The following is a 24,941-nucleotide window of genomic DNA, read 5'->3' as shown; positions in this document are numbered from 1 at the left end:
GGAGTGAAGCCGCGCACTGCGTCATAGGAGAGGCGCGGCATCAGCGCCGGGTTCATCACATGGGCGGTGGCGGCCAGCAGCAGGGTGGTGCCGTCCGGCGCGGCGCGGGCGACGACCTCCGTGCCGATGGTGCTGCCGGCGCCGGGGCGGTTCTCCACCACCACCGGCTGGCGCCAGCTCTCATAGAGCGCGGCGGCCAGGGCGCGGGCGAGGATGTCGGAGGGACCGCCCGGCGCATAGGGCACGACGAGGCGCACCGGGCGGTCCGGGAAGGCCGGCTGGGCACGAAGCGGCGATGCGGCGGCCAGCCCAGCCAGCAGGGCGCGGCGATTGAGGCGCATGGTGTTCCTCCCGTTCTTGAGGAAGGGCGCTGCCCTTCCTCAAACTCCATCCCGCCAAGGGCGGAAAGGCCCTTGGAACCCTTGAGTCGGCAGGTTCAGCCGCCGGGCCTCAAACTCCCGGTTTCCAAAGGCCCTTCGGCCTGTGGCGAGGGGAGTTTGAGGGGAGCGGAGCTCCCCTCAACCATGCACGCGCGGCGCGCCCTTCCGGCGCCAGGCGCTCATCTGCACCGCGCTGGTGTGCACATGCACCACCACCGGCTTCGTCTTCACCGCGAAGGCGCGGGCGATGCCCTCCTCCACCTCGGCCTCGGAGCTGATGGTGATCCCTTCCGCCCCGAAGACCCGCGCCCAGGCGGCGAAATCCGGGTTGGTCAGCCGCACCGCGTCCTCATAGGGGCGGTTCGGGTAGCGCACCTCATGGTGCATGCCGATGGTGCCGTAGCGCTTGTTGTCGGAGAGGATGATGATCGGCGCCGCGCCATATTGCATGGCGGTGGCGATCTCGTTCCCCGTCATCAGCGCCCCGCCATCGCCGACGAAGGCGACGGCCTGCTTGCCCGGGCGGCGAATGGCAGCGGCCACCGCCATCGGCACCCCCGCCCCCATCGCGCCGACGACGGAGGACAGGAAATTCTGCCCCGGCCGGAAGCCGATATAGCGATGGATGAAGGAGGAGAAATTCCCGGCATCCGAGGTGACGGCGGCATCCGGCGCGAGATGCTTCGCCACCTCCACGCAGATGGCGGCGAAATTCACCCCGTCGCTCGTGCTCTCCCATTCCGGCGCCATCAGCTTGCGATGGATGGCGTTCAGCCCGGAGACCCAGCCCTGCCGCTTCGCCGCCCCTTCCGGCGCGCCGCGCTTCAGCAGGGCGCGGATGACGGAAGCCGGCTCCGCCGCGATGCCGAGATCCGGGCGGAACACCCGGCCGATCTCGTTGGCATCCGGCCAGACCTGCACCAGCGGCAGCTGCGGATCCGGCGCGGTGGGGAAGGAGTAGGACTGGCTGACGGAATCGGTGATGCGCTCGCCGAGGGAGACCAGCAGATCCGCCTTCTTCATCTCATCGGCGAGTTGCTTCGGCACGCGGATGCCCATATAGCCGCCGTAATTCGGATGCCCGGCGTCGAACAGCTGCGGCCGGCGATGGGTGGGCGAGACGGGCAGCACCCATTGCTCGGCAAGCTGTTGCAATTCGCCCAGCGTCTCCGCCGAGGCATTGGCCAGCGCGCCGCCCACCCAGATGAGCGGCCGCTCCGCCCGCGCCAGCATGGTGGCAAGCTGGTCCAGATCCTCCTCCCGCGCCCCGCCGAAGACGCGCGGGCGGGGCTTGGCGATGGGCGTCTCGCAGGGCTCGTCGAAGATGTCCTCCGGCAGGATGACGGCGACGGGGCCGGGCGTGCCGCTCTCCGCCAGGTGGAAGGCGCGGGCGATCGACTCGCTCGCCTGCACCACCTCGTTCACCTCGATGACGTCCTTGGTCACGTCCGCCAGGAGCTTGGAGTAATTCTGCTCCTGCAAGGCGAGCCGGCCGAAATCCTTCCGCTCCACCTGGCCGCACAGCACCACCAGCGGCGTCGCGTCATGGAAGGCGGTGTGCAGGGAGACCATGGCGTTGGACAGGCCCGGGCCGCGGGAGACCAGCAGCACGCCGGCGCGGCCGCCGCGCATGCGGCCATCGGCGACGGCCATGAAGCCCGCCCCGCCCTCATGCCGGCAGACGATGAGGCGGACCTCCGGCACCTCCGTCAGCGCGTCGGTCAGGCCGAGGAAGCTCTCGCCCGGCACCATCCAGATGGTGTCGATATCATGCGCGACGAGGCTTTCGGCCAGGACGCGGCCCACCGTGCGGCTCATGCGTTTCTCTCCCTATTCCACCTTGATCCCGGCGGCATCCACCACGCGCTGCCATTGCGGCACGTCGCTGTCCAGCCGCCGCAGCAAAGCCTCCGGCCCGGTCAGCAGCGGCGCCGTGCCGGCGGCGGCGAAGCGGGCCTTGATCTCCGGCAGGTCGCGCAGCGCCGCCAGGGTTTCGCCGAAGCGCGCCAGCACCGGCGCCGGCAGGCCGTGCGGCCCGGCGATGGCATACCAGTTCAGCGCCACATAGCCGGGGATGGTCTCGTTGATGGCGGGCACATCGGGCAGCGCCGGCACCCGCGCCTCCGTCGCCACGCCCAGCAGCCGGGCGCGGCCGGCGGCGACATGCGGCAGGGTCTCGATGGTGCTGGCGAAGACCATGTCGATCTCGCCGGTGAAGAGTGCGACCATGGAAGGCGCCGCGCCGCGATAGGAGATGTGCTCCAGCCTGAGCCCCGCCGCCTGGGCGAAGAGCGCGCCGGAGAGGTGGTTGGAGGAGCCGACGCCGCCGCTGCCATAAGTGAGCGTGGCCGGCCGCGCCCGCGCCGCCGCCACCACATCGGCGACGCTGCGATAGGGGCCCTCCGCCCGCACCACCATGGCCGTCGGCACATCGGCCACCAGGCTGATGGGCGTCATCGCCCGGCGCGGATCCAGCCCCTGGCTGGGATAGAGCGCCGGCACGGAGGCGAGGGAGGCGCTGGTCAGCAGGAAGGTGGTGCCATCCGGCGGGGATTGCACGACGGCGCGGATGCCGATGCTGCCGCCCGCGCCCGGCTTGTTCTCGATGACGAAGGGCTGGCCAAGGCGTTCGCGCAGATGCTCAGCCAACAGGCGGCCGATGGCGTCGATCGGGCCGCCGGCGCCGAAGGGGATGACGAGGCGGACGGGGCGGCTGGGCCAGCCCTCCTCCGCCCGCGCCTCGGGGGCGAGGAAGGGCAGCGCCAGCAGGGCACGGCGCGGCAGCCGGCCGGCAGCGGGGGGCGATGGGCTCCGCGCCGCCAGGCCCGGACGCCCGCGCCGCAGGCCCTGCTCAGGCGACAACCTGGTGGACCTCGATGACGTTGCCCTCGGGGTCCTGGAAGAAGATCTGGTACCAGCCATTCATCGCCCAATTGCCGTAATCGGCATAGGGCACGCCCTTCTCCTCCAGCAGCCGCTTGAAGCCCTCGATGTCGTCGGTGCGGAAGGCGATGTGGCCGCGTTCCAGCGGGTTGACCGAATGGCCGGTGCGGAAGGCGACGCCGAGATCCTGCTTCGCCAGGTGGAATTGCGTCTGGCCATCGGTCATGAAGGCCACCGCGCCGTCATAGCCCTGGGAGGTGACGCGCGAGGCGGCAAGCGTCGGTTCCGGCCCGAGGCCGAGCACCTCGCGGTAGAAGCGCTCCATCCCCGGCACGTCCTTCGAGCAGTAGTTCACGTGGTGCAGCGTGAGCTTCATGGTGGTCCTCCCTGGCGTGGACGCTTTCGGTCCCGTCCGCCGCGCCCCGGAGTCGGCGCGCGGTTGGTCGTGGCGCCACCGGCGTGCCGGCGGCGCGTCGCCCTGCCCGCCTCAGTCCCGGTAGCTCGGGTCCTGCATGTCCAGTTTGCGCAGCAGGCCGGGCCATTCCAGCAGCCCGTAGCGGCGGGAGCCGCTGGTGTACATCTCGCAGGACTTGGCAACGACGTCGTCCGGCGGGAGGTTCAGCTCCGTGTTGCAGGCCATGGCCTGAAGCTGGGCCTGGCAGGCGCGCTCCAGCCCCCACATGGCAATGAAGGCTTCCGGCACGCTCTCCCCCAGCGTCAGCAGGCCGTGGTTGCGCAGGATGCAGTAGTCCAGCTTGCCGATGCTCCTCGCCAGCGAGTCGCGCTCGGACGGGTCGCGCTCCGGCCCGCGGAACTCATGGTAGGCGATGCGGCCATAGAAGCGCGTCGCCGTCTGGGTCAGCGGCAGCAGCCCGCATTTCAGCGCCGAGACCGCCATGCCGGCGACGGTGTGGGTGTGCATCGCCGCCATGGCATCCGGCCGCGCCCGGTAGATGGCGGAATGGATGGTGAAGCCCGCCGGGTGCAGCCCGTAGGGCAGGTCCGGCTTGTAGAGGATCTCCCCCTCCAGGCTGACCTTGAGCAGGGAGGAGGCGGTGATCTCGCCGAACAGCATGCCGTTGGGGTTGATGAGGAAATGGCCCGGGCTGTCCGGCACCCGCGCGGTGATGTGGGTGTAGATCATGTCGGACATGCCGTAGCTCTCGCAGAGCCGGTAGCAGGCGGCGAGGTCCACCCGCGCCTGCCATTCGGCGGCGGAGACGGACCCCTGCAGGGGGGCGATGCGCAAAGCGCCATGCATGGTCATGGGCGGTATCCTCCGGGACCCCATTGAAGCAGCGAAGCGCCGGGGGTTGAAGGGGGTGGTCGATCGACCGACAGTGGCGCCACCGGAAACGCCCACGGACCCTGCCCATGCTGCGCCGCCGCGCCCTGCCCCTGCTGCTGCTCCCCGCCCCCGCCCTGGCCCAGCCGCGGCCGCTGCGCATCATCGTGCCCTTCGCCCCGGGCGGCTCCGGCGACATCACCGCGCGGCTGATCGGGCAGCATATCGAGGGCACGACCGGCCAGCCGGTGGTCGTGGATAACCGCCCCGGTGCCAATGGCGTGATCGGCACCATGGCGGTGAAGCAGGCGGCGCCGGATGGCCACACGCTGCTGCTGGCCACCACCAGCACTCATTCGGCCAACCCCTCCACGGTGCGGGACCTGCCCTATGATCCGCTGAAGGATTTCACCACCATCGGCTTCTTCGGCTCCAATGGCAGCTACCTGATGGTGAAGGCGGAGGCGCCCTTCCGGGACGTCGCCGGGCTGCTGGCGGAGGCGAAGCGCCGGCAGGTCTTCTTCGGGCATTTCAATGCTTCCTCCCGCGTGCCGGGCGCGCTGCTGGCGGTGATGTCCGGCGTGCCGATGCAGGATGTGCCCTATCGCGCCATCGGCTCGGCGCTGGCGGATCTGCTGGCCGGGCGGCTGGACTTCATCTTCGTCGACACCACGGCGGGCGATGCCTGGCTGCGGCAGAACCAGACAAGGGCGCTGGCCATTACCCGGCAGGGGCGGTGGGCGAGGTGGCCGGACCTGCCCGCGCTCTCCGAGACCTGGCCGGATTTCGTGCTGACCGGCTTCCTCGGCATGGCGGTGCCGGCGGCGACGCCACCCGAGGTCGCGGCCCGGCTGAACGCACTGGTGAATGCCGCCATCCTGGCCGAGCCGGCGCGCTCCCGCCTGGTGGAATTCGGCTTCGTGCCGGAGGCGTTGAGCCTCACGCAGATTGCCGCGTTGGTGCGGCAGGAGCAGGAGAAATGGGCCCGCTTCGTGCAGATGGCAGGGATCGAGCCGGAATGAGCGACCAGGGGCTGGAGCGGTTCGTCACGGCGCAGGCGCCGGTGCTGGCGGCGGTGCAGCGGGAGCTGGCGGCCGGGCGGAAGACGAGCCATTGGATGTGGTTCGTCTTCCCGCAGCTCCGCGCGCTCGGCCGCAGCCCGACGGCGCTGCAGTACGGGCTGGCGGATCTGCCTGAGGCGCGGGCCTATCTGGCGCATCCGGTGCTGGGCCCGCGGCTGGAGGAGTGCACGCGGCTGGTGCTGGGCGTGCAGGGCCGGACGCTGCATGAGATCTTCGGCAGCCCGGACGACATGAAGTTCCGCTCCTGCATGACGCTCTTCGCCGCGGCCGCGCCGCCGGGCTCGGTGTTCGAGGACGCCATCGCCGGCCCTTGCGGCGGGGAACGGGACAGGCTGACGCTCGACCGGCTCGCGCGCGGCTGAGGTCCGGCGTCCCCATCCCGGAGCAAAGGCGGTCAGGTATGCTTGGTGGAAGGCCCCCGCCGCTCCGGAGAAGCGGGGGGCCTTGGGGCGCCACCGCCCGGGGCCGGGCGGGGCGGCGCGTTGCCGAGCACGATGGCCGGCCAGGCGCAGACATCGTGGCCCCGCCGCACCTCCTCCTCCCCGTCGGCCAGTACCAGGCGCAGATCGACGAGGCAGCTTGCCCCTGGCCCCGCCCGCTGCAGCAGGGCGGCGCCGTCCGCCAGAGGGCGGACCAGCCGATTGGCGCCCAAAGGCGCACCGGCATTGGCGAGGTAGAGCTGCATGGCGTCGCGCCCGGTGTGGTTCACGATGCGCATCAGGCCAGGCGCCCGCGCGCCGGAGGCGGCAGGCCCGGGCGGTGCAGGGTGACCGTGGGCAGCGCGCAGATGTCATGGTCCCGAGCGCCCACTTCCTGCCCATCCGCCAGCACCAGCCGCAGATTCACCTTGCAGCCGCTGGCGGGGCTCGCCCGCAGGGTCAGCGCCGCACCGGGCGCCAGGGGATGGCCGATGCGGCTGTTCCCCCAGGCCTCGCCCGGGCGGACGAGGTAGAATTGCATGCCGTCCTGGTCGGTGGCGTTCACCACCCGGAACAGGCCGGGCTGCCGGTCCGGCAGCGGTTGCGATCGCACCGGGCCGGGCGGCAGCAGCATGAGGCCAGCCAGCGGGATCAGGTGTCGCATGGTCGCCGCCGCCCACAACTATCCGGTGCGGCGCCGTTCTGGACGCAGCGGCGGCGGAGCGCAAGCCACTTGGCAGGCGCACGGCCCAACGCGGCGTTCCGTCAGCCCTTCTTCGGCACCGGCGCGCCGAATTCCGCATTCGCCTCGCCCAGCGCCGGCGCGCCCTGGCGCGTTGCCGGCCGCGCGCCGTCGAAGCTCACCGGCAGGCCGATCCCGCGCAGACCGTAGCCCGGCATCTCCTGGATGATGTCGAGCGCCGCGGTCTGCGGATGCGCCTCCACCCCCGCCAGGTCGTGGATCGGGGAGCAGGGAATCCCCGCCGCCTCCAGCGCCTCCGCCCAATCCGCGCTGCTGCGCTTACGCATCTCGCCTTCCAGCAGCGGCAGCAGGATCTCGCGGTGGGCGATGCGGTCGGCATTGGTCTTGAAGCGCGGATCGGCGCCCCATTCCGGGTGACCCAACACCGAAGTCATCTTGGCGAAGAGCCGGTCATTGGCGGCGGCCACCACGATCTCGCCGTCCAACGTGTCGAAGGCCTGGAAGACGATCAGCTTCGGGTTGCCGCTGCGGTGCCGCGGCGGCTGCCGCCCGCTGACGAAATAGCCGCAGAAATGCTGCGCCATCCAGCCGAGGCCGGTCTCGAAGAGCGAGGTGTCCACCACGCCCCCCTCCCCCGTCAGGTGCCGCCTTTGCAGCGCGGCGAGGCAGCCCAGCGCCGCCCAGACGCCGGTGCCGAGATCCAGCACCTGCATGCCGACGCGGGCGGGCGGCGCCTCGGCCGAGCCGTTCACGCTGAACATGCCGGTGAAGGCCTGCACGATCGGCTCATAGCCCGGCTTCAGCGCCAGCGGCCCCTTGGCGCCGAAGGCGTGCAGGGAGCAGTAGATCAGCTTCGGGTTCGCCGCCCGCAGCGCCTCCGCCCCCAGTCCGAAGGCTTCCAGCGAGCCCGGCCGCATGTTCTGGATGAAGATGTCCCGCGTGCCGATGAAACCGCGCAGCCAGTCGCAGGCCGCCTTGTCCTTCAAATCCAGCGCGATGCTGCGCTTGTTGCGGTTCACCGCGTGGAAGCTGGTGGCGATGCCGGCATGGAAGGGCGGCCCCCAGCCGCGCGCGTCGTCGCCCTCCGGCCGCTCGATCTTCACCACCTCCGCCCCCAGCATGCCGAGGATCTCGCTGGCATAGGGTCCGGCCAGGTTCTGGCCGATCTCGACAACCTTCACGCCTTCCAGCGGCAACATGCGCTCTCATCCCGGGACGTTCCGCGGCAAGGCTCGCCCCCGCGCCGGGCGCGGTCAAGCGGGGCGGCAGTGGCTGAATCGACCGCCTCGGCACCATCCTTGCACCGGGGCGGGCCTTGCCAAGCCCCGCCCTGCCCGGACGGGCATCGCCCCGACCGGCGCCGCCTCCCGCCGAAGGGCGCGAAGGCCGGGCCGCGCTGCCCGTAGCGCATCCCCGGGCGAGCCCCGGCTTCGCAATGCCGCGCCTGCGGCCCTGGGCCGCCCCCGGCGCCGCCACGCTCCGCTTGTCCCCACCCCCTCCCGCGCCGCACAATGGCGGGATGGCCTCTCCTCTCCCGCTCTCCGCCGAAACGCCCGATCCCGGCTTCGCCGAGCTGATCGCCGCCCGCCCCGCCCTCAGCCTCCACGCCCAGGACGGGTTGCTGGTGGAGGAGGTGCCGCTCGCCCGCATCGCCGAGGTCGTTGGCACTCCGACCTGGGTCTATTCCGCCGGCACCCTCCGCCGCCGCGCCCGCGCCCTGAAACGGGCCCTGGCCGAGGCCGGCCTCCGCGCCAGCATCCATTACGCGGTCAAGGCGAACAGCAACCTCGCCGTGCTGCATGTGCTGGCGGCTGAGGGGCTCGGCGCCGATGTGGTCTCGGAGGGCGAGCTGCGCGCCGCCCGCGCCGCCGGCATCCCGGCCTCCGCCATCGTCTTCTCCGGCGTCGGCAAGACGGAGCGGGAGCTGCGCCTGGCCCTCGCCGAGGATATCGCCCAGATCAACCTCGAGAGCGTGGAGGAGGCGGAGATGCTGTCCGCCCTCGCCGCCTCGCTCGGCCGCACCGCCCGGGTCGCCCTCCGGGTGAACCCGGATGTGGATGCCCGGACCCACGCCAAGATCACCACCGGCCGCTCGGAGAACAAATTCGGCATCGGCATCGACCAGGCTCCCGCCCTCTATGCCAGGCTGGCCATCATGCCCGGCCTCGCGCCGGTCGGCCTCGCCACCCATATCGGCAGCCAGATCACCAGCGGCATGGCCGCCTACCGCGCCGCCTATGCCCGGCTGGCGGAGCTGGCGCAGGAGCTGCTGGCCCGGGGCCTGCCGGTCCTGCACATCGATTGCGGCGGCGGCCTCGGCATCCCCTACCGGGACGAGCCCGCCCCGCTGCCGGAGGCGCTGGCCGGCGCCATCAAATCCACGATCGGCCCGCTCGGCCTGCCGGTGATGCTGGAGCCGGGGCGCTGGATCGCGGGTCCCGCCGGGGTGCTGCTCGCCTCCGTGGTGCTGCAGAAGCAGACCCCCTCCCGCCGCTTCCTCGTGCTCGACGCCGCGATGAACGACCTGATCCGCCCGGCGATGTACGAGGCGTGGCACGGGATCCTGCCGGTCTCGGCGGCCGCGGCGGCCTCCCCCCTCTCTCCCGCCGATGTCGTGGGTCCGGTCTGTGAGACCGGGGACACTTTCACCCGGGGCCGGGCGTTGCCATCTCTCCACCCGGGGGCGCTCGTCGCCCTCCTCGATGCAGGGGGCTACGGCGCGGTGATGAGCAGCACCTACAACATGCGCCCCCTGGCCGCGGAGGTCATGGTGGACGGCGCCCGCTTCGCGGTGGTGCGGGACCGGCAGAGCCAGGAGGCGCTGCTCGCCGGCCAGCGCCTGCCCCCCTGGGAGAGCGATTGATGCAGCCAGACCCGCTTCCGGGCGCCCTTGGCGGCAGGTTGCGGCGACAGCGCCGCCTCGCCCGCCTTGCCCTGTGGTGGGAAACCCTCTGGCCCCGCGCCTGGCCGCCGCTCGGCCTGCTCGGGCTCTTCGCCATCCTCGCCCTGCTGGACGTGCCGGCGCGGCTGCCGCCCTGGCTGCACCTGCTGCTGCTGGCCGGCTTCGGCGCCGGCCTCGGCTTCCTGCTCTGGCGCGGCTTCCATGGTCTGGCCTGGCCGGATGAGGCCGGGGCGGAGCGCCGGCTGGAACGGGATTCCGGCCTCCGCCACCGCCCCCTCGCCGCCCTCTCGGACCGCCCGGCCGGGGATGACCCGACGGCCTTCGCCCTCTGGCAGGTGCACCGGCAGCGAGCCGCCGCCGCCCTTGGCCGGCTGACGCTCCGCGCGCCCCGCCCCGGCCTGCCGGCCCGCGACCCCCGCGCCCTCCGCGCCGCCGTGTTGCTGGGGCTGGTGGCGGCGCTGGTCATCGCCGGCGCCGATGCGCCGCGCCTGCTGCTGCGCGCCTTCCAGCCGAGCTGGGCCGGGCTGCCGCCGGCGCCCGGGCTGAAGCTGGAGGCCTGGGTGACGCCGCCCGCCTATACCGGCGCCGCGCCCATCTTCCTCGACCCGAATGGCGGCGCCGCCACCGTGCCCGCCGGCAGCAAGCTGCAGGTCTCGCTCTCCGGCGGCATGGGCCTCGCGGCGCCGGAGCTGGTCACCGGCGCCGGCACCCAGCCCTTCCGCGCCCTGGATGGCGGCAGCTTCACTGCCGAGACCATGCTCACCGCCGGCCAACCCATTGCCATCCGCCGCAACGGGTCGGAGCTGGTGCAGTGGAGCCTTTCGGTCCAGGCCGATGCCCCGCCCAGCGTCGCCTTCGCCGAGCCGCCGGGCCGCGCCCAGCGCGGCCTTGCCACCCGCCTGCCCTGGCGGGCGGAGGATGATTGGGGCCTGGCCGGGCTGCGCGCCGAGCTGCGCCTGGTGGCCCGCCCGGGCGCCGCGCCGTTGGTGCTGGATCTGCCGCTGCCCGGCGGGCTGCCGAAATCCGCCCGCGGCGCCGGCCAGCCGGACCTTTCCGCGCATCCCTGGGCGGGGCTGGAGGTGGAGGCGAAGCTCGTCGCCCGCGATGGGGCGGGGCAGGAGGGCATGTCGGAGCCCGCCACCCTCGCCCTGCCGGAGCGCAGCTTCAACCACCCGGTGGCGAAGCGGCTGATCGCGCTGCGCCGCCAGCTCTCCCTGGACCCGAACCGCCGCACCCCGGCGCGGCAGGAGCTGGAAGCGATCGCCCAGGCCCCCGAGGCCTTCGAGCATGACACCGCCACCTATCTGGCGCTGCGCAGCGCCCGCTCCCGCCTCGCCTTCGACCGGCGGGCGGAGGCGGTGGGCGAGGTGCAGGACATCCTCTGGGAGACCGCCCTGGCGCTGGAGGAAGGCCGGGACGGCAGGACGCTGCGCGCCCTGCAGCAGGCGCGGGAGGCGCTGCGGGAGGCGCTGGAGCAGGCCGAGCAGATGCCGCGCGACGACCCCGCCCAGGCCGAGCAGCGGGCCGAGATCGAGCGCCGGATCCAGGAGCTGCGCGACGCCATCCGCCAGCACCTGGAGGCGCTGGCCGAGCGGCTGCAGCGCGAGAATGCCGAGGCCATCCCCTTCGATCCGCAATCCCGCCTGATGGATCAGCGGGAGATGGACCGCCGCACCCGCCGCATGGAGGAGGCGGCGCGCGAGGGCCGCACCGAGGATGCAAAGCGTGAGCTGGCGGAACTCGAGGAGATGCTGAAGGCGCTGGAGGAGGGCCGCACCAGCCGCAGCGAGAGCGCCGAGCGGCAGCAGCGCCGGGAGCGCGGCCAGCAGCAGATGGGCGTGGTGCAGGACATGGTCCGCCGCCAGTCGGACATGCTGGACCGCAGCCACCAGCGCGCCGAGGGCGAGGAGCGGGAGCGGGCCCAGCGCCAGCGCCAGCTGCAGCGCCCCCTGCCCAGCCTGCGCTGGCCGCCGGAGCCGCCACAAGCCCAGGAGCCGCCGCAGCGCGGCCCGGAGGCCCAGGCAGAGACCGAGCAGGATGGCCGCCGCCAGCGCGCCCTGCGCCGCGCGCTGGGTGAGCTCATGCAGCAATTCGGCGACCTGACCGGGGAGATTCCGGAAGGCCTTGGCCGCGCCGACCAGGCGATGCGCGAGGCGCAGGAGCAGCTGCGCGGCGGCGCCGATCCGCGGGAGGCGCAGCAGCGCGCGCTGCGCGCCCTGCAGGAGGGCGGGCGGCAGATGGCGCAGAGCATGCAGCGCCAATTCGGCCAGGGCGCCCAGCAGGGCGACGAGGACGGGGACCCGCAGGACATGGCGGGCGACCAGCCGGGCGGCGGCGAGGGCCAGGACCAGGCGCAGGGCCAGGGCGAGGGGCGCGACCCGCTCGGCCGCCGCACCCGCGACGTGAACGGCACCGCCGACAACGGCGCCGATACCCGGGTGCCGGAGGAGGCCGAGCTGCTCCGCACCCGCCGGCTGCAGGAGGAGCTGCGCCGCCGCGGCGCCGAGCGCGAGCGCCCGGCCGAGGAGCTGGACTATATCGACCGGCTGCTGAAGCGGTTCTGAGGCGGCGGCCGTGATCGACCACGTCTCCATCCCGGTCAGCACCCTGGCGCTCGGCGGCTTCTACGATGCGGTCCTCCGCCCGCTCGGCCTCGCCAGGCTGGTGGAGCGGCCGCGCCAGCTCGGCTACGGGAAGCGCTATCCGGAGCTGTGGCTCAATCTGCGCGAGGGGCATGCGGCGCCGGCCGGCACCGGCCACCATCTCTGCCTCCGCGCGCCGGATGAGGCGGCGGTGCGGGCATTCCACGCCGCCGCCCTGGCGGCGGGCGGCCGGGATGACGGCGCCCCCGGCCCGCGCGCCGCGGCGATGACGGGCTACTACGCCGCCTTCATCCTGGACCCGGACGGCAACCGGCTGGAGGCGGCCACCTTCCCGCGCGGCTGACACCCGCCCCCGCGGGTCCTGCCGGTCAAGGCTGGTCATTGCGCAAGGTGCCGGGCGTCCCGGATCCGCCGCGGCCGGCATATCGCGCCGCCGGGTACCGCGCCCAGGGTTGGCGTGGCGGCGGCGCGCTAGAGCAGATCGCGTTCAGATGGACGCATCTGAACGCGTGAAGATGCTCGCAAAACAACGGCCTAGAACATGCTGCGTGCGCGCAAGCGAACGCAGCATGCTCTAGGCTGAGGGACATCGCGGCCGCGCGCCCGTGGACCGGCATCGGTCGGCATGTCGCGCGCCCTGCATGCGGCGGTTTCAGGCTTTCTCAACCGCTCCGCCCCTAGGCTTGCGGTCCCGGGCCACTGAACCTCCACCCCTTCGGCCACGGGTGGGAGAGCCATGGCGACCGTCACCGGCACCCCCGGCAACGACCTGCTGCAAGGCACGGACGGCGCCGGTTCCCTGCTTGGCCTGGCCGGCGACGACACGCTCCTGGCGGGCGCCGGGCTCGACGCGCTGGATGGTGGGGTGGGGCTGGACCGTGCGGTGGTGGACCGCAGCGCCGCCACCACGGGCACCGAGCTCTACCTCCTCGCTCCCCACCTCGTCTCGGACCTTGCCGGCACAAGCGCGACAGGGATCGAGGAGCTGCATTTCACCGCCGGCAGCGGCGATGACAGGCTGGTGGGCGGCGCCTATGCCGACAGTCTTGCAGGCGGCGGCGGGCAGGATGCGCTGCAAGGCGGCGCGGGCAACGACACGCTGCTCGGCGGCGCGGGCGATGACACGCTGCTGGGCGGCGCCGGCCAGGATGTGCTCACCGGCGGCAGCGGGGCGGATCGCTTCGTGCTGCAGGGCACCGGAGTGGTGGAGAGCAGCCTCGGCAGCATCGACCGCATCACCGATTTCAACGCCGCGGAGGGGGACCTGCTCATCCTCCGCGGCCAGACCGTGGGCGGCGACATCCTCGCCATCGCCAGTGGCAGCTTCGCCGCCACCGGCCTGCCCCTGCGGCCCATCGGCTTCGGCGGCAGCCTGCCGACGCGCGCGACGCTGGCCGCCGGCATCGCGCTGGCGGACCGCAGCGGCGGCCAAGCCTACACCCTCTACTGGCAGCCGGATGCGACCGGCGGCTGGCTGCTCGCCGACCTGAATTTCGACGGCGTGCTCGGCGCCGGGGATTTCACGGCGCGGGTCGATACCGGCGGCGCCGCCATCACCGCGGCGAGCTTCGCCGCCGGCACCTTCAGCAGCACCGGCACCATCGGTGCGGACAGCCTGGTGGGCGGCGGCGGCGGGGACCGCATCCTCGGCTTCGCCGGCAACGACACCCTGGCGGGCCTTGGCGGCGATGACAGCCTGGCCGGCGGCGCGGGCGATGACAGCCTGGATGGCGGCGAGGGCCATGACCGCCTGGCCGGCGAGGAGGGCGGTGACTGGCTGGTGGGCGGCGGCGGCGGGGACCGCATCCTCGGCTGCGCCGGCAACGACACCCGGGCGGGCCTTGGCGGCGATGGCAGCCTGGATGGCGGCGAGGGCCATGCCCGCCTGGCCGGCGAGGCGGGCGGTGACTGGCTGGTAGGCGGCGCCGGCCAGGACACGCTGGATGGTGGCGCCGGCCAGGACACCCTCTATGGCGGCGCGGAGGCCGACCTGCTGATCGGTGGCGCCGGCAACGATTACCTGGATGCCGGCGCCGGCGACGACAGCATCGAGGGGGGGCCGGGCGCCGACACCATCATCGGCGGCGCGGGCGCCGACATCCTGCTGCTGCAGGCGATGGGGGAGGCCGCCTGGTCCAGCCTCTCGGCCATGGACAGCATCATCGGCTTCAGCCGGGCGGACGGCGACCGCATCCGGATCAGCGATGCCTTCTGGGGCCGCAGCGACGGCAGCGGGGCGACCGCCGGCACCTATACCGGCGCCGACGGCATCGCCCGGCCGCTGGTCTTCAGCGGCGCCCTGCTCACCCCGCAGGGCAGCCTCAGCCTCGGCCAGTCGCTGCCGCGGCAATGGCTGGGCGGGCTGGATGCCTATCAGCTCTTCTGGATCCCCGCTCTGGTCGCCGGCCAGGCGGCGGGGGGCTGGCTGGTGCTGGACCTCGACCGGGACGGGGTGCTGGGCGCGGGGGATTTCGTCGCCCGCTTCGGCGGCAGCGATGCGGATGTCACGATCGGCGCGGCGGATTTCTACGCGGGCACGCTGCTCGAGCTTGGCGGCGGCTATGCCCTCGCCGGCACGGCGGGCGACGATACCCTCACCGGCGGCAGCCTCGGCGAGGTCATCACCGGCAGCGGCGGCAGCGACCTCATCTCCGGCGGCGCCGGCGCCGGCAATGCGCTGACCTATGCGGGCCTCGCCGGCCCGCTCTCCGTCATCTTCACCGGCGCCTATGCCGGCACGGTGGCGAAGCCGGGCGGCGCCACGGACCGCTTCAGCTTCGTCCACGCCCTCACCGCCACCAGCGGCAACGACACGATCGACGCCAGCGCCGCCGCCACCAGCTTCTACGCCCTGACGCTGGAGGGCCGCGGCGGCCATGACCGCATCATCGGCAACGGCACCACCGGCATCCAGCTCTCCTACGCCAACAGCCCGGCGGCGGTGGCGGTCAACCTCGCCCTCGGCACCGCGACGGATGGCTGGGGCGGCACCGACACGCTGGTGAACATCCGCCGCGTGCTGCTCGGCAGCGCCTTCCACGACACGCTGTTCGGCTCCGCCTTCGACGACGTCATCCTCTCCGGCACCAATGGCAACAAGACCGTCGATGGCGGCGGCGGCATCAACGAGTACCGCTACGCGGGCAGCGGCAACGTCACCATCATGCTGGCCCGCACCAGCTTCGGCAGCATCGTCGAAAGCGCCTATGCGCTGAAGCCCGGCGGCACCGACCGCCTCGCCAATATCCAGGTGGCGGTGGGCGGGGCGGGGAATGACAGCATCACCGGCTCCGCCGCCGATGAGCGCCTGGCCGGCGCCGCGGGCAACGACACGCTGGATGGCGGCGGGGGCCACGACACTGCCTTCTACGACGTGCTCGCCCCCGGCTCCGCCCTGCCGACCCAGGGCATCTGGCTGAACCTCACCCTCGGCATCGCCACCGACCAGTGGGGCGGCACGGACACGCTGCGCAACATCGAGAGCGCCTGGGGCAGCCAGCTCTCGGACGACATGACCGGCCTCGCCCTGGCCGGCACCCTTACCTTCCTGCGCGGCCTCGCCGGCAACGACCTATTGCGCGCGCCCTATGCCGGCTCCCTCGTCACTGCGGATTACGCCGGGGACCCGGCCGGCATCCAGGCCAATCTCGGCGCCGGTCAGGTGCGGGATGGCTGGGGCGGCGTGGACACGCTGGTGCTGATCGCCAATCTTCGCGGCAGCGACTTCGCCGACAGCATCCTCGGCAGCAGCGCCGCCAACACCCTGATCGGCGGCGCGGGCGACGATACCATCGATGGCGGCGCCGGCGCCGACCGGATGGAGGGCGGCCGCGGCAACGACCTCTTCTTCGTGGACAATGCCGGCGATGTGGTGATGGAGCTCGCCGGGGAGGGCAGCGACACCATCATCGCTGCCCTCGCCTTCGACCTGCCGGCCAATGCCGAGGCGCTGCTCCTGACCGAGAGCGCCGGCGCGACGGGCTTCATCATCGGCAACAGCCTCGGCAACAGCTTCACCGGCAATGGCGCGGCCAATGTCTTCGATGGCGCCGACGGCAACGACACCATCCTCGGCCTCGGCGGCAGCGACACGCTCTATGGCGGGCCGGGCGATGACTGGCTGGAGGGCGGCGACGGCGACGACTATCTCGGCAGCTATACCGGCGCGGACACGCTGCTCGGCGGCGCCGGGGACGATGTCGTCCTCTCCGACGCGGATGGCAGCTTCACCGGCAGTCTGCTGCTGCGACTCGACCCCGTCACCGCCTGGACCCTCAGCTTCACCAACGCCGCCATCTTCCGCGACAGCGTCGATGGCGGGGATGGTTTCGACCGCTGGGTCGATACCGCGGCCAACGACCTGCTGGATCTGCGCGCGACGCCCGGCGCCATCGTCAATGTCGAGCGGTTCGAGGGCCGGGCCGGCCACGATGCCATCCTCCTCGCCCTCTCCGGCAGCAGCGCCATCCTCTGGGGCGGCGAGGGCAACGACACCCTCTCCGGCACCGATGCCCCGGACACGCTGCTGGGGGAGGCGGGGGAGGATCTCCTGGCCGGCCAGGGCGGGCGCGATTCCCTGGCCGGCGGTGCAGGGCAGGACACGGTCTTCGGCGGCGACGGCAACGATACGCTGGAGGGCGGCAGCGGCGCCGACTGGCTGATCGGCGGCGCCGGCGACGACCTCTTTTACATCGACGACCCGGCCGACAGGGTGACGGAGCGCGCCGGCGAAGGTATCGACACGGTGATGGCGGGCGTCGGCTACGCCCTGTCGCCGGAGATCGAGGTGCTGATCCTGGCCTCCGGCGCCGGCGACCTCTTCGGCATCGGCAATGCGGGCGACAACCGCATCACCGGCAATGAGGGCAACAACCTCATCCTCGCCGAGGAGGGGCAGGACAGCGTCTTCGGCGGCGCGGGCAGCGACACGCTCCTTGGCGGCGATGGCGATGACAGCCTGGCGGCCGGCGCGGGCAGCGACTACCTCTTCGGCGGCGCCGGCCAGGACACGCTGGACGGCGCCAGCGGCCTCGGCGAGACCGACCAGCTCCATGGCGGGACGGGCAACGACCTCTTCCTCGTGGATGCGCCGGAGGACCTGGTCTTCGAGCGCCCCGGCGAGGGCGACGACACCATCATCGCCGACACCGGCGGCACCGGCTACTACCTTCCCGCCAATATCGAGGGGCTGGTGCTGCGCGGCAGCCTCGTCTTCGGCGTAGGCAACGCCCTGAACAACACCCTCATCGGCAGCACGGCGGCGAACCGGCTGCTGGGCGGCGCGGGGGACGACACGCTGAACGGCATGGGCGGTAATGACGTGCTGTTCGGCGAGGCGGGCGCCGACCTCTTCATCGTCCAGGCTGGCCAGGGCAGCGACGTCATCGGCGATTTCACGCCGGGCGTGGACCGGTTGCAGCTCCTCGGCTACGGGGTGCACAGCCTGGCTGCGCTGCTGGCCCTCGGCACGCCGCAGGGCGGGGATTTGCTGCTGAGCCTTGCCGATGGCGAGACGCTGACCCTGCAGGGCGTGCTGCCGGGCCAGCTCGGCGCCGGGGACCTGCTGTTCGGCTGAACGCCCCGCGGCCGCCGGGGTGCGGTGCCTCGGCCGCCGCGCGTGCCCGCCGCGAGGCGCCCTACCCGGCGGCGCGAAGGGCGCCTCATGCCAGCGGCACCGGTCTTCAACGGGTGCCGAGGCTGCGCAAGCGGCCCGCGAATGCCGCGTGGTCCGCTCGGCGACTGAGGGCCTTGATCGGTCACGATCGACGGCCCTTGGCATCAGGCGGTCGCGCCTATTCCCGCCGCAGCACGCCATCCACCAGCCGGTCGGCCCAAGGGCGGGACTGGAAGCTGCGGCGCAGCGCCGCCTCGTCGTACTCCTCCCGCAGCCAGTCGAGGAAAGGCTTGCCGCTCTCGGCCTGCGCCGCGGCATAGGCGGCGAAGAAGGCGTCCAGGATGCCGGTCCGGCTCCGCCGCACATGGCCGAAGCGCAGGCTGAGCTGCGCCGCCGCCTCCGCCACCGGCCGCCCCTGCAGCAGCAGCCACAGCCCGGCGACGAGGCCGGTGCGGTCGGCGCCGGATTTGCAGTGGATCAGCACCGGCTCCGGCAGGGTGCGGAAGATCTCGGCCAGGCGCAGGATGCGGTCCTTGTGCGGCGCCCCGCGGCTCTCGAAGGGCGCATCGACATGGAGGAGGCCGAGCGAGGCCGCCGCCGCCCGGCCGAGCTGGTCCGAGCCGCAATCGGCGCGATGGCCGCGGAGGTTGACCACGCTGCGCAGCCCGAAGCGGCGCGTCGCCTCCCTGAGCTGCCAGGGCAGCGGGTGGTTGGAGCGGTAGAGCCGGCCGCTCTCCACCACCCCCCAATTGCGCCAGCCCAGCCGCAGCAGGGCGTGGTCCACGAAGAGGCTGTTCAGCCAGGCGCGATGGCCGGGGGCAGCCCGGCCGAGGGCGGAAGGGGCGGTCATGCGCCCGGGTATGGGGTGCGGCGCCGCGAATCGCCAGTAGGGTGACCGGTGGCGATGCCGCTTGCCCCGGCGCCCCGGCCGGGCGAGGCTGCCGCCAACCACGCCGCAGGAGGGGAAGGATACGTCATGCGCCTCGCCGACAAGATCGCCATCATTTCGGGGGCCGCCTCCGGCATGGGGGCCGCCACCGCCCGGATCTTCGCGCGGGAGGGGGCGAAGGTCATGGTCGCGGACATGCTGGAGGCGGAGGGCGAGGCGGTGGTGGCCGGCATCAAGGCCGCCGGCGGCACCGCGGTGTTCCGCAGGCTGGACGTGACGGAGGAGGCGCAGTGGGAGGCGGCGGTGGGCGATGCCGTTTCGCGCTGGGGCCGGCTGGATGTGCTGGTGAACAATGCCGGCATCAGCGGCAGCGCCACCAACGATCTCTACGACACCGGGCTCTGGGACCGGATCATGGCGGTGAACGGGCGGGGGGTCTTCCTCGGCACCAAATACGCGGTGGCGGCCATGCGGAAGGGCGGCGGGGGCAGCATCATCAATCTCTCCTCCATCTCCGGCGTGGTGGGGCAGGAACGCATCCATTGCGCCTACAACGCCTCCAAGGCGGCGGTGCGGCTGCTGACGAAATCCGTGGCGACGCAGGAGGGGGCGGCGGGGATCCGCTGCAACAGCGTGCATCCCGGGCTGATGCCGCCGATGCGCACCAGCGGCGCCACGGCCGATCCGGTGTTCCGCGCCAAGATGCTCGGCCATGTGCCGCTCGGCCGGTCCGGCGAGGTGGATGAGGTGGCGAATGCCATCCTGTTCCTCGCCTCGGACGAGTCCAGCTACATCACCGGCGCCGAGTTGCATGTGGATGGCGGCTACCTGGCTTGTTAGATCCCCATGACGTTTCTCCCCATGACGTCGCTGCGCGACGTCATGGGGGCCCCGGATGGCGCCTGCTACCCGGGGCCTCGCACAGCCTGCCGCGGCGAAGCCGCGTCAGGCGCCAAGCGACGCGGTTCGGCGGGGGCGCTGCAGGCTGAATCAGCGGGCCTGAAACTCACACCGGGGTCCGGGGACCGGTCCGGTCCCCGGCGGAGGTTGGCGGCACTGCCGCCAATGGGGGCAGCGCCCCTGCCGGGGTCTGGGGCGGCGCCCCGCCTTCTCACGGCGCCGGCGACCCAACCATTTCCCCTCGAGCGCGCGGGGCGGCGATAGGCTCCAGCACCGGCATCGCCACCGCCGCCGGCGCCGCCACGGGCCGCGCCGTTTCCGCCGGGTCCGGGTGGTCCCAGAACAGGTCGCCCCAGCGCCGGGTCCGGTGCGCCTCCTGCAACGCGGTCAGGCTGGTCCGGCCATCCGCCACCCCCACCTGGCGCGGGACGGCCAGGGGCGGGCTGCGCCAGCAATCCACCCGGCCGAGGGAGCGGGTGCAGTAGGGCGGCGGCTCCGGCGGCAATTCCTCCGTCCGGCAATAGGATAGGCCGCGCTCCAGCCGCACCGAGGAGCACTCCCGCCCGCTGACGAGCGAGACCGCCGCATCCGGCAGGGTCCGCCCGATGATGGTTACCGACGCGACATGGGCGACGCCCAGGCCGGCGGTCAGCGGCACCGCCGCCTCGCAGGCCGGCAGCAGCAGGAGCGGGAGGAGGAAGCAGGGGCGCATCCCGGCAGTGGAGCCCGCTTGGGCTTAACGCCCCGCCAATCGGCTGCTATGCACGCCGCGCCCCTGGGAGAAAGCTTCGCCGCGTGGCCGATATCTTCGACGAGGTGGAGGAAGACCTTCGCGCCGAGCGCGCCCGGCGCCTGCTCGCCCGCTATGGCGGGGTGGTGGCGGGGCTGGCCGTGCTCGTCATCCTCGGCGCCGGGGGCTGGCAGGGCTGGCGCTGGTGGCAGGGGCAGGAAGCCACCAAGGCCGGCGCCGCCTATCTGGCCGCCAGCCAGGCCACGACGGCGCCCGAGCCCGACCGCAAGGCGTTGGCCGATCGCTTCGCCAGCCTGGCCGCCGCCGCGCCGGAGGGCTACCGGGTGCTGGCCCTGCTCCGCACCGCCGCCTTGCAGGCCGAGGCGGGGGAGCGCGAGGCGGCGCTGGCGAGCTGGGACCGGGTGGCGAAGGACGCCAGCGCAGATCCGCTCTATCGCGACCTTGCCACCCTGCTCTGGGGCATGCATGCGCTGGATGGCGGCGATGCCGCCGCGATCGAATCCCGCCTGGCGCCGCTTGCCAACGGCCCCTGGCGGGCCTCGGCGGCGGAGGTGCTGGCGCTGGCCGCGCTGCAGCGGGGCGAGACGGAGCAGGCGAAGCAGCGCCTGACCGCCCTGGCCGCGGACCCGCTGGCCCCCCAGGGGGTGCGGGACCGGGCCGGCCGGCTGCTGGCGGGGTTGGGGGGCTGATGCAGGGGGGGCAAGGGGGACGAATGCGGGGCACGACCCGAAGGGCCGCGCTGCTCGGCAGCGCCGGTCTGCTCGCCGGCTGCGAGACCATCACCGACACCTTCGATAACGTCTTCGGCGAGCGGAAGCGCCCCCTGCCCGGGGAACGCCGGCCGGTGCTGGCCGCCGAGCGCCCGCTCGGCGTGGATGAGGGCGATGTCCGGCCGATCGACCTGCCCGCCCCGGAAGCGGTCGCGGAATGGCCGCAGGCGGGCGGCACCATCAGCCATGCCCCGGGCCATCCCGCCCTCGGCACGGGGCTGCGGCAGGCCTGGTCCAGCTCCATCGGCAGCGGCTCCGGCTATCGCCGCCGGCTGGTCGCCCCGCCGGTGGTGGCGGGGGGAACCGCCTATGCCTCCGATGTCTATGGCGAGGTGACGGCGCTGGACGCCGCCACCGGCCGCCGCCGCTGGTCCTTCGACACGCGGCCGGACCGGGACAGCGACGGTGCGCTCGGTGCCGGCCTCGGCTTCGCCGAGGGCACGCTCTATGTCGCCACCGGCATGGCGGAGCTGCTGGCGCTGAACCCGGAGGACGGCAAGCCGCGCTGGCGCGTCTCCCTGCCCGCCCCGGCCCGCGGCGCCCCGACCATCGCCGGCAACCGCATCTACGTCCCAACCACGGAGAATCAGCTCCTCGCCCTCTCGGTCGAGGATGGCAGCCGGCTCTGGACCTATCGCGGCCAGCCCACCACCACCATGGCGCTCGGCCTGCCGGCGCCGGCGGTGATGGGGGAGATCGTGGTGGCCGGCTTCGGCTCCGGCGAGCTGGCGGCGATCCGCGCCGGGGATGGCCGCGCCGCCTGGAGCGAGACCCTGGCCTCCGCCCGCGGCGGCGGGCTGGCGGACATCGCCGCCATTACGGCGCTGCCGGTGATCGACCGCAACCGGGTCTTCGCCACCGGCCTCGGCGGCATCACCATCTCCATCGATCTCCGCTCCGGCCGCCGGATCTGGGAGCGGGAGGTGGCTTCAGCCGAGACGCCCTGGGCCGCCGGAGATGCGCTCTTCCTGGTGAGCACCGGTGGCGATCTGGTCTGCTTCGGCCGGGATGACGGCAGGGTGCGCTGGCTCCGCTCGCTCGGCCGCTACCGGGACGAGGAGAAGCGGCGCGACCCTCTCACCTGGGGCCCGCCCCTGCTGGCCGGCGGCCGGCTGCTCGTGACCAATACGCTGGGCCAGATGGTGGAGGTGAACCCGGTGGATGGCGAGCTGATCGCCCGCAACCGTCTCTCTGCCGCCTGCCTGCAGGCCGGGGCGGTGGCGGGGGAGACGCTCTACCTGCTGACCGAGGACGCCAATCTGGTGGCGATGCGGCCCGGGGCCTAACTCCCCACGAAGCCGCTGACGCGGCTCCGTGGGGGCCCTGGAGTCGATGGATTACCGAGGCCTTGCACAGCCTGCCACGGCCAAGCCGCGGCAGGACACCGGGCGGTCCGGGTAGCGGCAGCCGCCCTGGTCCTGCCGCCAGGGGGTGCCGCCGTGTTGTCCGAGGAGCGAAACGCCGAAGTCCGAGGCGACAACGGCGCTCCGCCGCCCTACATAGCCCCTATGCTCCCCACCATCGCCATTCTCGGCCGGCCCAATGTCGGCAAATCCTCGCTGTTCAACCGGCTGGTGGGCCGGAAGATCGCCATCGTCGATGACACCCCGGGCGTCACCCGCGACCGCAAGGAGGGCGAGACCCGCATCGGCGGCCGCAAGGTCCGGCTGCTGGACACCGCCGGCCTCGAGGAAGCCCCGCCCGAGACCATCCAGGGCCGCATGCGCGCCAGCTCCGAGGCCGCGGTGCGGGAGGCCGATCTGGTCCTCTTCGTGATCGATGCCCGCAGCGGCCTGACCCCCGGCGACCGCGCCTTCGCCACCTGGCTGCGCCGCCAGGCGGTGCCGGTGCTGCTGGTGGCCAACAAGGCGGAGGGCCGCCTCGGCACCCAGGCGGCGTTGGAGGCCTATGAGCTCGGCCTCGGCGACCCCATCCCGGTCTCCGCCGAGCATGGCGACGGCATGGGCGGGCTGCATGACGCGGTGCGCGAGACCCTGCCCGAGGTGGCGGCGGAGGAGGAGGAGGGCGGGCCCGACCGGCCGCTGCGGCTCGCCATCATCGGCCGCCCCAATGCCGGCAAATCCACCCTGCTCAACGCCCTGCTGGGCGAGGAGCGGATGATCACCGGGCCGGAGCCGGGCCTGACCCGCGATTCGGTCGCCGTCGAGTGGACCGACAGCACGGGCGGCAAGGTGCGGCTGGTCGATACGGCCGGCCTGCGCAAGAAGGCCCGGATCGAGCAGGCGCTGGAGAAGATGTCCGCCGCCGCCTCCATCGCCGCGCTGAAGGAGTGCGAGGTGGCGGTGCTGGTGCTGGACGCGCTGCTGGGCATGGAGGAGCAGGAGCTGCGCCTCGCCCGCCTCGCCGAGCGCGAGGGCCGCGCCGTCGTCATCGCCCTCAACAAATGGGACGCGGTGGAGGACCGCACGGCGGCGCGCAAGCGGCTGGACGACGTGCTGACGGCGAGCCTTGCCCAGCTCAAGGGCCTCAGCGTCGTGCCGCTCTCCGCCCAGACCGGCCGCGGGGTGGAGAAACTGATGCCCGCCGTCCGCGCCACCTATGCGCTGTGGAACCGCCGCATCCCGACCGGCGAGCTGAACCGCTGGTTCGAGGCGATGCTGTCGCGCCATGCCCCGCCCCTGGTGGATGGCCGCCGGATCAAGCTGCGCTACGCCACCATGCCGAAGGCGCGGCCGCCGACGGTGGTGGTGTTCGGCACGCGGGCGGAGGAGCTGCCGGAGGACTACCGCCGCTACCTGGTGAACGGCTTCCGCGAGGCTTTCGACATGCCCGGCGTGCCGGTGCGGCTGCAGACGCGCGGGACGAGCAACCCCTATGCGGAGGCGGAGGGTTGAGATAGGCGAGGCGCCTTGACGCAGGCGGAACGCTCCCGCCATCCTGCGGTGCCGCCTCGGAGCGGCAAGGACCGGCCCTTCGCATAGCCGCCACGGTCCGCCCCGCACCAGGGCCGCAGGCATCACGGCATCACGGCATCACGGCATCACGGCATCAAGCGTCGCCAGCCTGCGACCCCAAGCCAAGGCGCCGGGGCCGCCACGCCTGCATCCCGGATCGTCTCACCCCCGGCCGATGATGCCGCAGCCGACACCTCATCGCCGCCCCGACCGCCCGCGCCGCCCCCGCCGGGTCTCCCCGCCGGTGCCGCCACTGCCTCCGCCACCGCCGCCACCACCACCGCCCCCCTTGCCGCGATCGGCGGCGGAGGGGCCATGTGCGGAGCCGGGATCGGCCATGCCCGGCCCCGCATCATCCGGCGCGGCAGGGGCCGGGCCGATGCGGGTGGGGCTCTCCGTCAGGCTCGCACCAACCCCCGGGCCATGCGCGCCGGCGCTGCCCGCGCCGCCCAGAGGGCCACCATCCCCGCCCGCCGCGCCCGAGCCCTGGTTCAGGGTCGTGCCCACGCCACCCGACAGATTGCCGGCGCCCTCGCCACCGAATTGGCCGCCCGGGACTCCCGAGACTGGCATCTGCGGCGGCGTGGCCGGGTCCGCCCCCGCCTCGGTCTCGGTCTCCGCACCGGAACCGGCAGGCTCGACACCAGCAGGCTCTACACCGGCAGCGCCAGAGCCCTCCTCCTCCTCCGCCACCTCGCGGCGGGCCTGTGCCCAATGCTCCTCATGCCGGCCCTCGGGCCGCCCCTCCTGTTCCCAGATCTCGTAGGCGCGGCGCTGAATCCGGTCCTCATCCGACATGGGTCGCTCCCCTGGTCCAACAGCCAAGTGGAACGCCGGGCGCCCGC

General features: G+C 73.1%; 21 protein-coding genes. 10 read left to right on the top strand and 11 right to left on the bottom strand.

Features of this window, described 5'->3' with window-relative positions:
* The 5 genes from NJ376_RS20885 to NJ376_RS20865 form a co-directional block, all read right to left on the bottom strand.
* Nucleotides 1-341 (bottom strand): tripartite tricarboxylate transporter substrate-binding protein (locus NJ376_RS20885; protein ID WP_252955220.1); only part of this gene is annotated, 341 nt, incomplete at its 3' end.
* Between the two features lie 177 nt (nt 342-518).
* Nucleotides 519-2,198 (bottom strand): thiamine pyrophosphate-dependent enzyme, encoded by a 1,680-nt coding sequence (locus tag NJ376_RS20880; RefSeq protein ID WP_252955219.1) that lies wholly within the window; start codon nt 2,196-2,198, stop codon nt 519-521.
* Between the two features lie 12 nt (nt 2,199-2,210).
* On the bottom strand, nt 2,211-3,242 hold the full coding sequence (locus NJ376_RS20875; RefSeq protein WP_252955218.1) for a Bug family tripartite tricarboxylate transporter substrate binding protein: 1,032 nt from the start codon (nt 3,240-3,242) through the stop codon (nt 2,211-2,213).
* A complete protein-coding gene (locus NJ376_RS20870) occupies nt 3,232-3,639 on the bottom strand; it encodes a VOC family protein (RefSeq protein ID WP_252955217.1) in 408 nt (135 codons plus the stop codon). Before NJ376_RS20870 ends, NJ376_RS20875 begins: the two co-directional genes overlap by 11 nt.
* 111 nt (nt 3,640-3,750) lie before the next feature.
* A complete protein-coding gene (locus tag NJ376_RS20865) occupies nt 3,751-4,530 on the bottom strand; it encodes a class II aldolase/adducin family protein (protein ID WP_252955216.1) in 780 nt (259 codons plus the stop codon).
* A gap of 107 nt (nt 4,531-4,637) precedes the next feature.
* Here NJ376_RS20865 and NJ376_RS20860 point away from each other — a divergent pair, with 107 nt between their 5' ends.
* Together NJ376_RS20860 and NJ376_RS20855 are read left to right on the top strand one after the other, a co-directional pair.
* Entirely contained in the window at nt 4,638-5,570 is a 933-nt protein-coding gene (locus NJ376_RS20860; protein ID WP_252955215.1) for a Bug family tripartite tricarboxylate transporter substrate binding protein, read from the top strand.
* Complete coding sequence (locus tag NJ376_RS20855; RefSeq protein ID WP_252955214.1) at nt 5,567-5,992, top strand: DUF1810 domain-containing protein; 426 nt, start codon at nt 5,567-5,569, stop codon at nt 5,990-5,992. The genes NJ376_RS20860 and NJ376_RS20855 overlap by 4 nt, the downstream gene beginning before the upstream one ends.
* A 32-nt stretch (nt 5,993-6,024) precedes the next feature.
* On the opposite strand, the gene NJ376_RS20850 is transcribed toward NJ376_RS20855, so the two are convergent.
* The 3 genes from NJ376_RS20850 to NJ376_RS20840 form a co-directional block, all read right to left on the bottom strand.
* The gene (locus tag NJ376_RS20850) at nt 6,025-6,348 is read right to left on the bottom strand and encodes a hypothetical protein (RefSeq protein ID WP_252955213.1); all 324 of its coding nucleotides are present in this window, start codon (nt 6,346-6,348) and stop codon (nt 6,025-6,027) included.
* Entirely contained in the window at nt 6,348-6,713 is a 366-nt protein-coding gene (locus tag NJ376_RS20845) for a hypothetical protein (protein WP_252955212.1), read from the bottom strand. The genes NJ376_RS20850 and NJ376_RS20845 overlap by 1 nt, the downstream gene beginning before the upstream one ends.
* Nucleotides 6,714-6,814: 101 nt before the next feature.
* Entirely contained in the window at nt 6,815-7,951 is a 1,137-nt protein-coding gene (locus NJ376_RS20840; protein WP_252955211.1) for a CaiB/BaiF CoA transferase family protein, read from the bottom strand.
* 320 nt (nt 7,952-8,271) lie between these two features.
* Between NJ376_RS20840 and lysA the strand changes: the two genes are divergently transcribed.
* The 4 genes from lysA to NJ376_RS20820 all read left to right on the top strand — a co-directional run bounded on the left by lysA (nt 8,272) and on the right by NJ376_RS20820 (nt 17,832).
* Nucleotides 8,272-9,615: a diaminopimelate decarboxylase gene (gene lysA / locus NJ376_RS20835; protein WP_252955210.1), complete on the top strand. Its 1,344-nt coding sequence runs from the start codon at nt 8,272-8,274 to the stop codon at nt 9,613-9,615.
* Nucleotides 9,615-12,218: a TIGR02302 family protein gene (locus NJ376_RS20830; RefSeq protein ID WP_252955209.1), complete on the top strand. Its 2,604-nt coding sequence runs from the start codon at nt 9,615-9,617 to the stop codon at nt 12,216-12,218. The genes lysA and NJ376_RS20830 overlap by 1 nt, the downstream gene beginning before the upstream one ends.
* Before the next feature lie 10 nt (nt 12,219-12,228).
* A complete protein-coding gene (locus NJ376_RS20825; RefSeq protein ID WP_252955208.1) occupies nt 12,229-12,600 on the top strand; it encodes a VOC family protein in 372 nt (123 codons plus the stop codon).
* A 393-nt stretch (nt 12,601-12,993) separates the two neighbouring features.
* Nucleotides 12,994-17,832, top strand: a complete 4,839-nt coding sequence (locus tag NJ376_RS20820; protein ID WP_252955207.1) for a beta strand repeat-containing protein — start codon at nt 12,994-12,996, stop codon at nt 17,830-17,832.
* Nucleotides 17,833-18,049: 217 nt separating this feature from the next.
* On the opposite strand, the gene NJ376_RS20815 is transcribed toward NJ376_RS20820, so the two are convergent.
* Entirely contained in the window at nt 18,050-18,721 is a 672-nt protein-coding gene (locus NJ376_RS20815; RefSeq protein WP_252955206.1) for a tyrosine-protein phosphatase, read from the bottom strand.
* 126 nt (nt 18,722-18,847) lie between these two features.
* On the opposite strand from NJ376_RS20815, the gene NJ376_RS20810 reads away from it, so the two are divergent.
* Nucleotides 18,848-19,600 (top strand): SDR family NAD(P)-dependent oxidoreductase, encoded by a 753-nt coding sequence (locus NJ376_RS20810; protein ID WP_252955205.1) that lies wholly within the window; start codon nt 18,848-18,850, stop codon nt 19,598-19,600.
* 271 nt (nt 19,601-19,871) lie between these two features.
* Here the strand turns inward: NJ376_RS20810 and NJ376_RS20805 are convergent, their stop codons facing one another.
* A complete protein-coding gene (locus tag NJ376_RS20805) occupies nt 19,872-20,372 on the bottom strand; it encodes a hypothetical protein (protein ID WP_252955204.1) in 501 nt (166 codons plus the stop codon).
* Nucleotides 20,373-20,455: 83 nt separating this feature from the next.
* On the opposite strand from NJ376_RS20805, the gene NJ376_RS20800 reads away from it, so the two are divergent.
* The 3 genes from NJ376_RS20800 (at nt 20,456) to der (ending at nt 24,036) form a co-directional block, all read left to right on the top strand.
* Entirely contained in the window at nt 20,456-21,100 is a 645-nt protein-coding gene (locus NJ376_RS20800) for a tetratricopeptide repeat protein (RefSeq protein ID WP_370288501.1), read from the top strand.
* A 23-nt stretch (nt 21,101-21,123) separates the two neighbouring features.
* Nucleotides 21,124-22,467 carry an outer membrane protein assembly factor BamB family protein gene (locus tag NJ376_RS20795; protein WP_252955221.1) on the top strand — a complete coding sequence of 448 codons (1,344 nt, stop codon included), beginning with the start codon at nt 21,124-21,126 and terminating at the stop codon, nt 22,465-22,467.
* Nucleotides 22,468-22,689: 222 nt separating this feature from the next.
* Nucleotides 22,690-24,036 (top strand): ribosome biogenesis GTPase Der, encoded by a 1,347-nt coding sequence (der, locus tag NJ376_RS20790; RefSeq protein ID WP_252955203.1) that lies wholly within the window; start codon nt 22,690-22,692, stop codon nt 24,034-24,036.
* Nucleotides 24,037-24,291: 255 nt separating this feature from the next.
* On the opposite strand, the gene NJ376_RS29020 is transcribed toward der, so the two are convergent.
* Nucleotides 24,292-24,894 carry a DUF2934 domain-containing protein gene (locus tag NJ376_RS29020; RefSeq protein ID WP_305880007.1) on the bottom strand — a complete coding sequence of 201 codons (603 nt, stop codon included), beginning with the start codon at nt 24,892-24,894 and terminating at the stop codon, nt 24,292-24,294.
* Nucleotides 24,895-24,941: the final 47 nt, after the last annotated feature.

Origin of the sequence: Siccirubricoccus soli (assembly GCF_024178315.1) — a bacterium.
In the GTDB taxonomy this organism is placed as follows: Bacteria; Pseudomonadota; Alphaproteobacteria; order Acetobacterales; family Acetobacteraceae; genus Siccirubricoccus; species Siccirubricoccus soli.
This window is presented reverse-complemented; position numbering and strand designations above follow the sequence as displayed.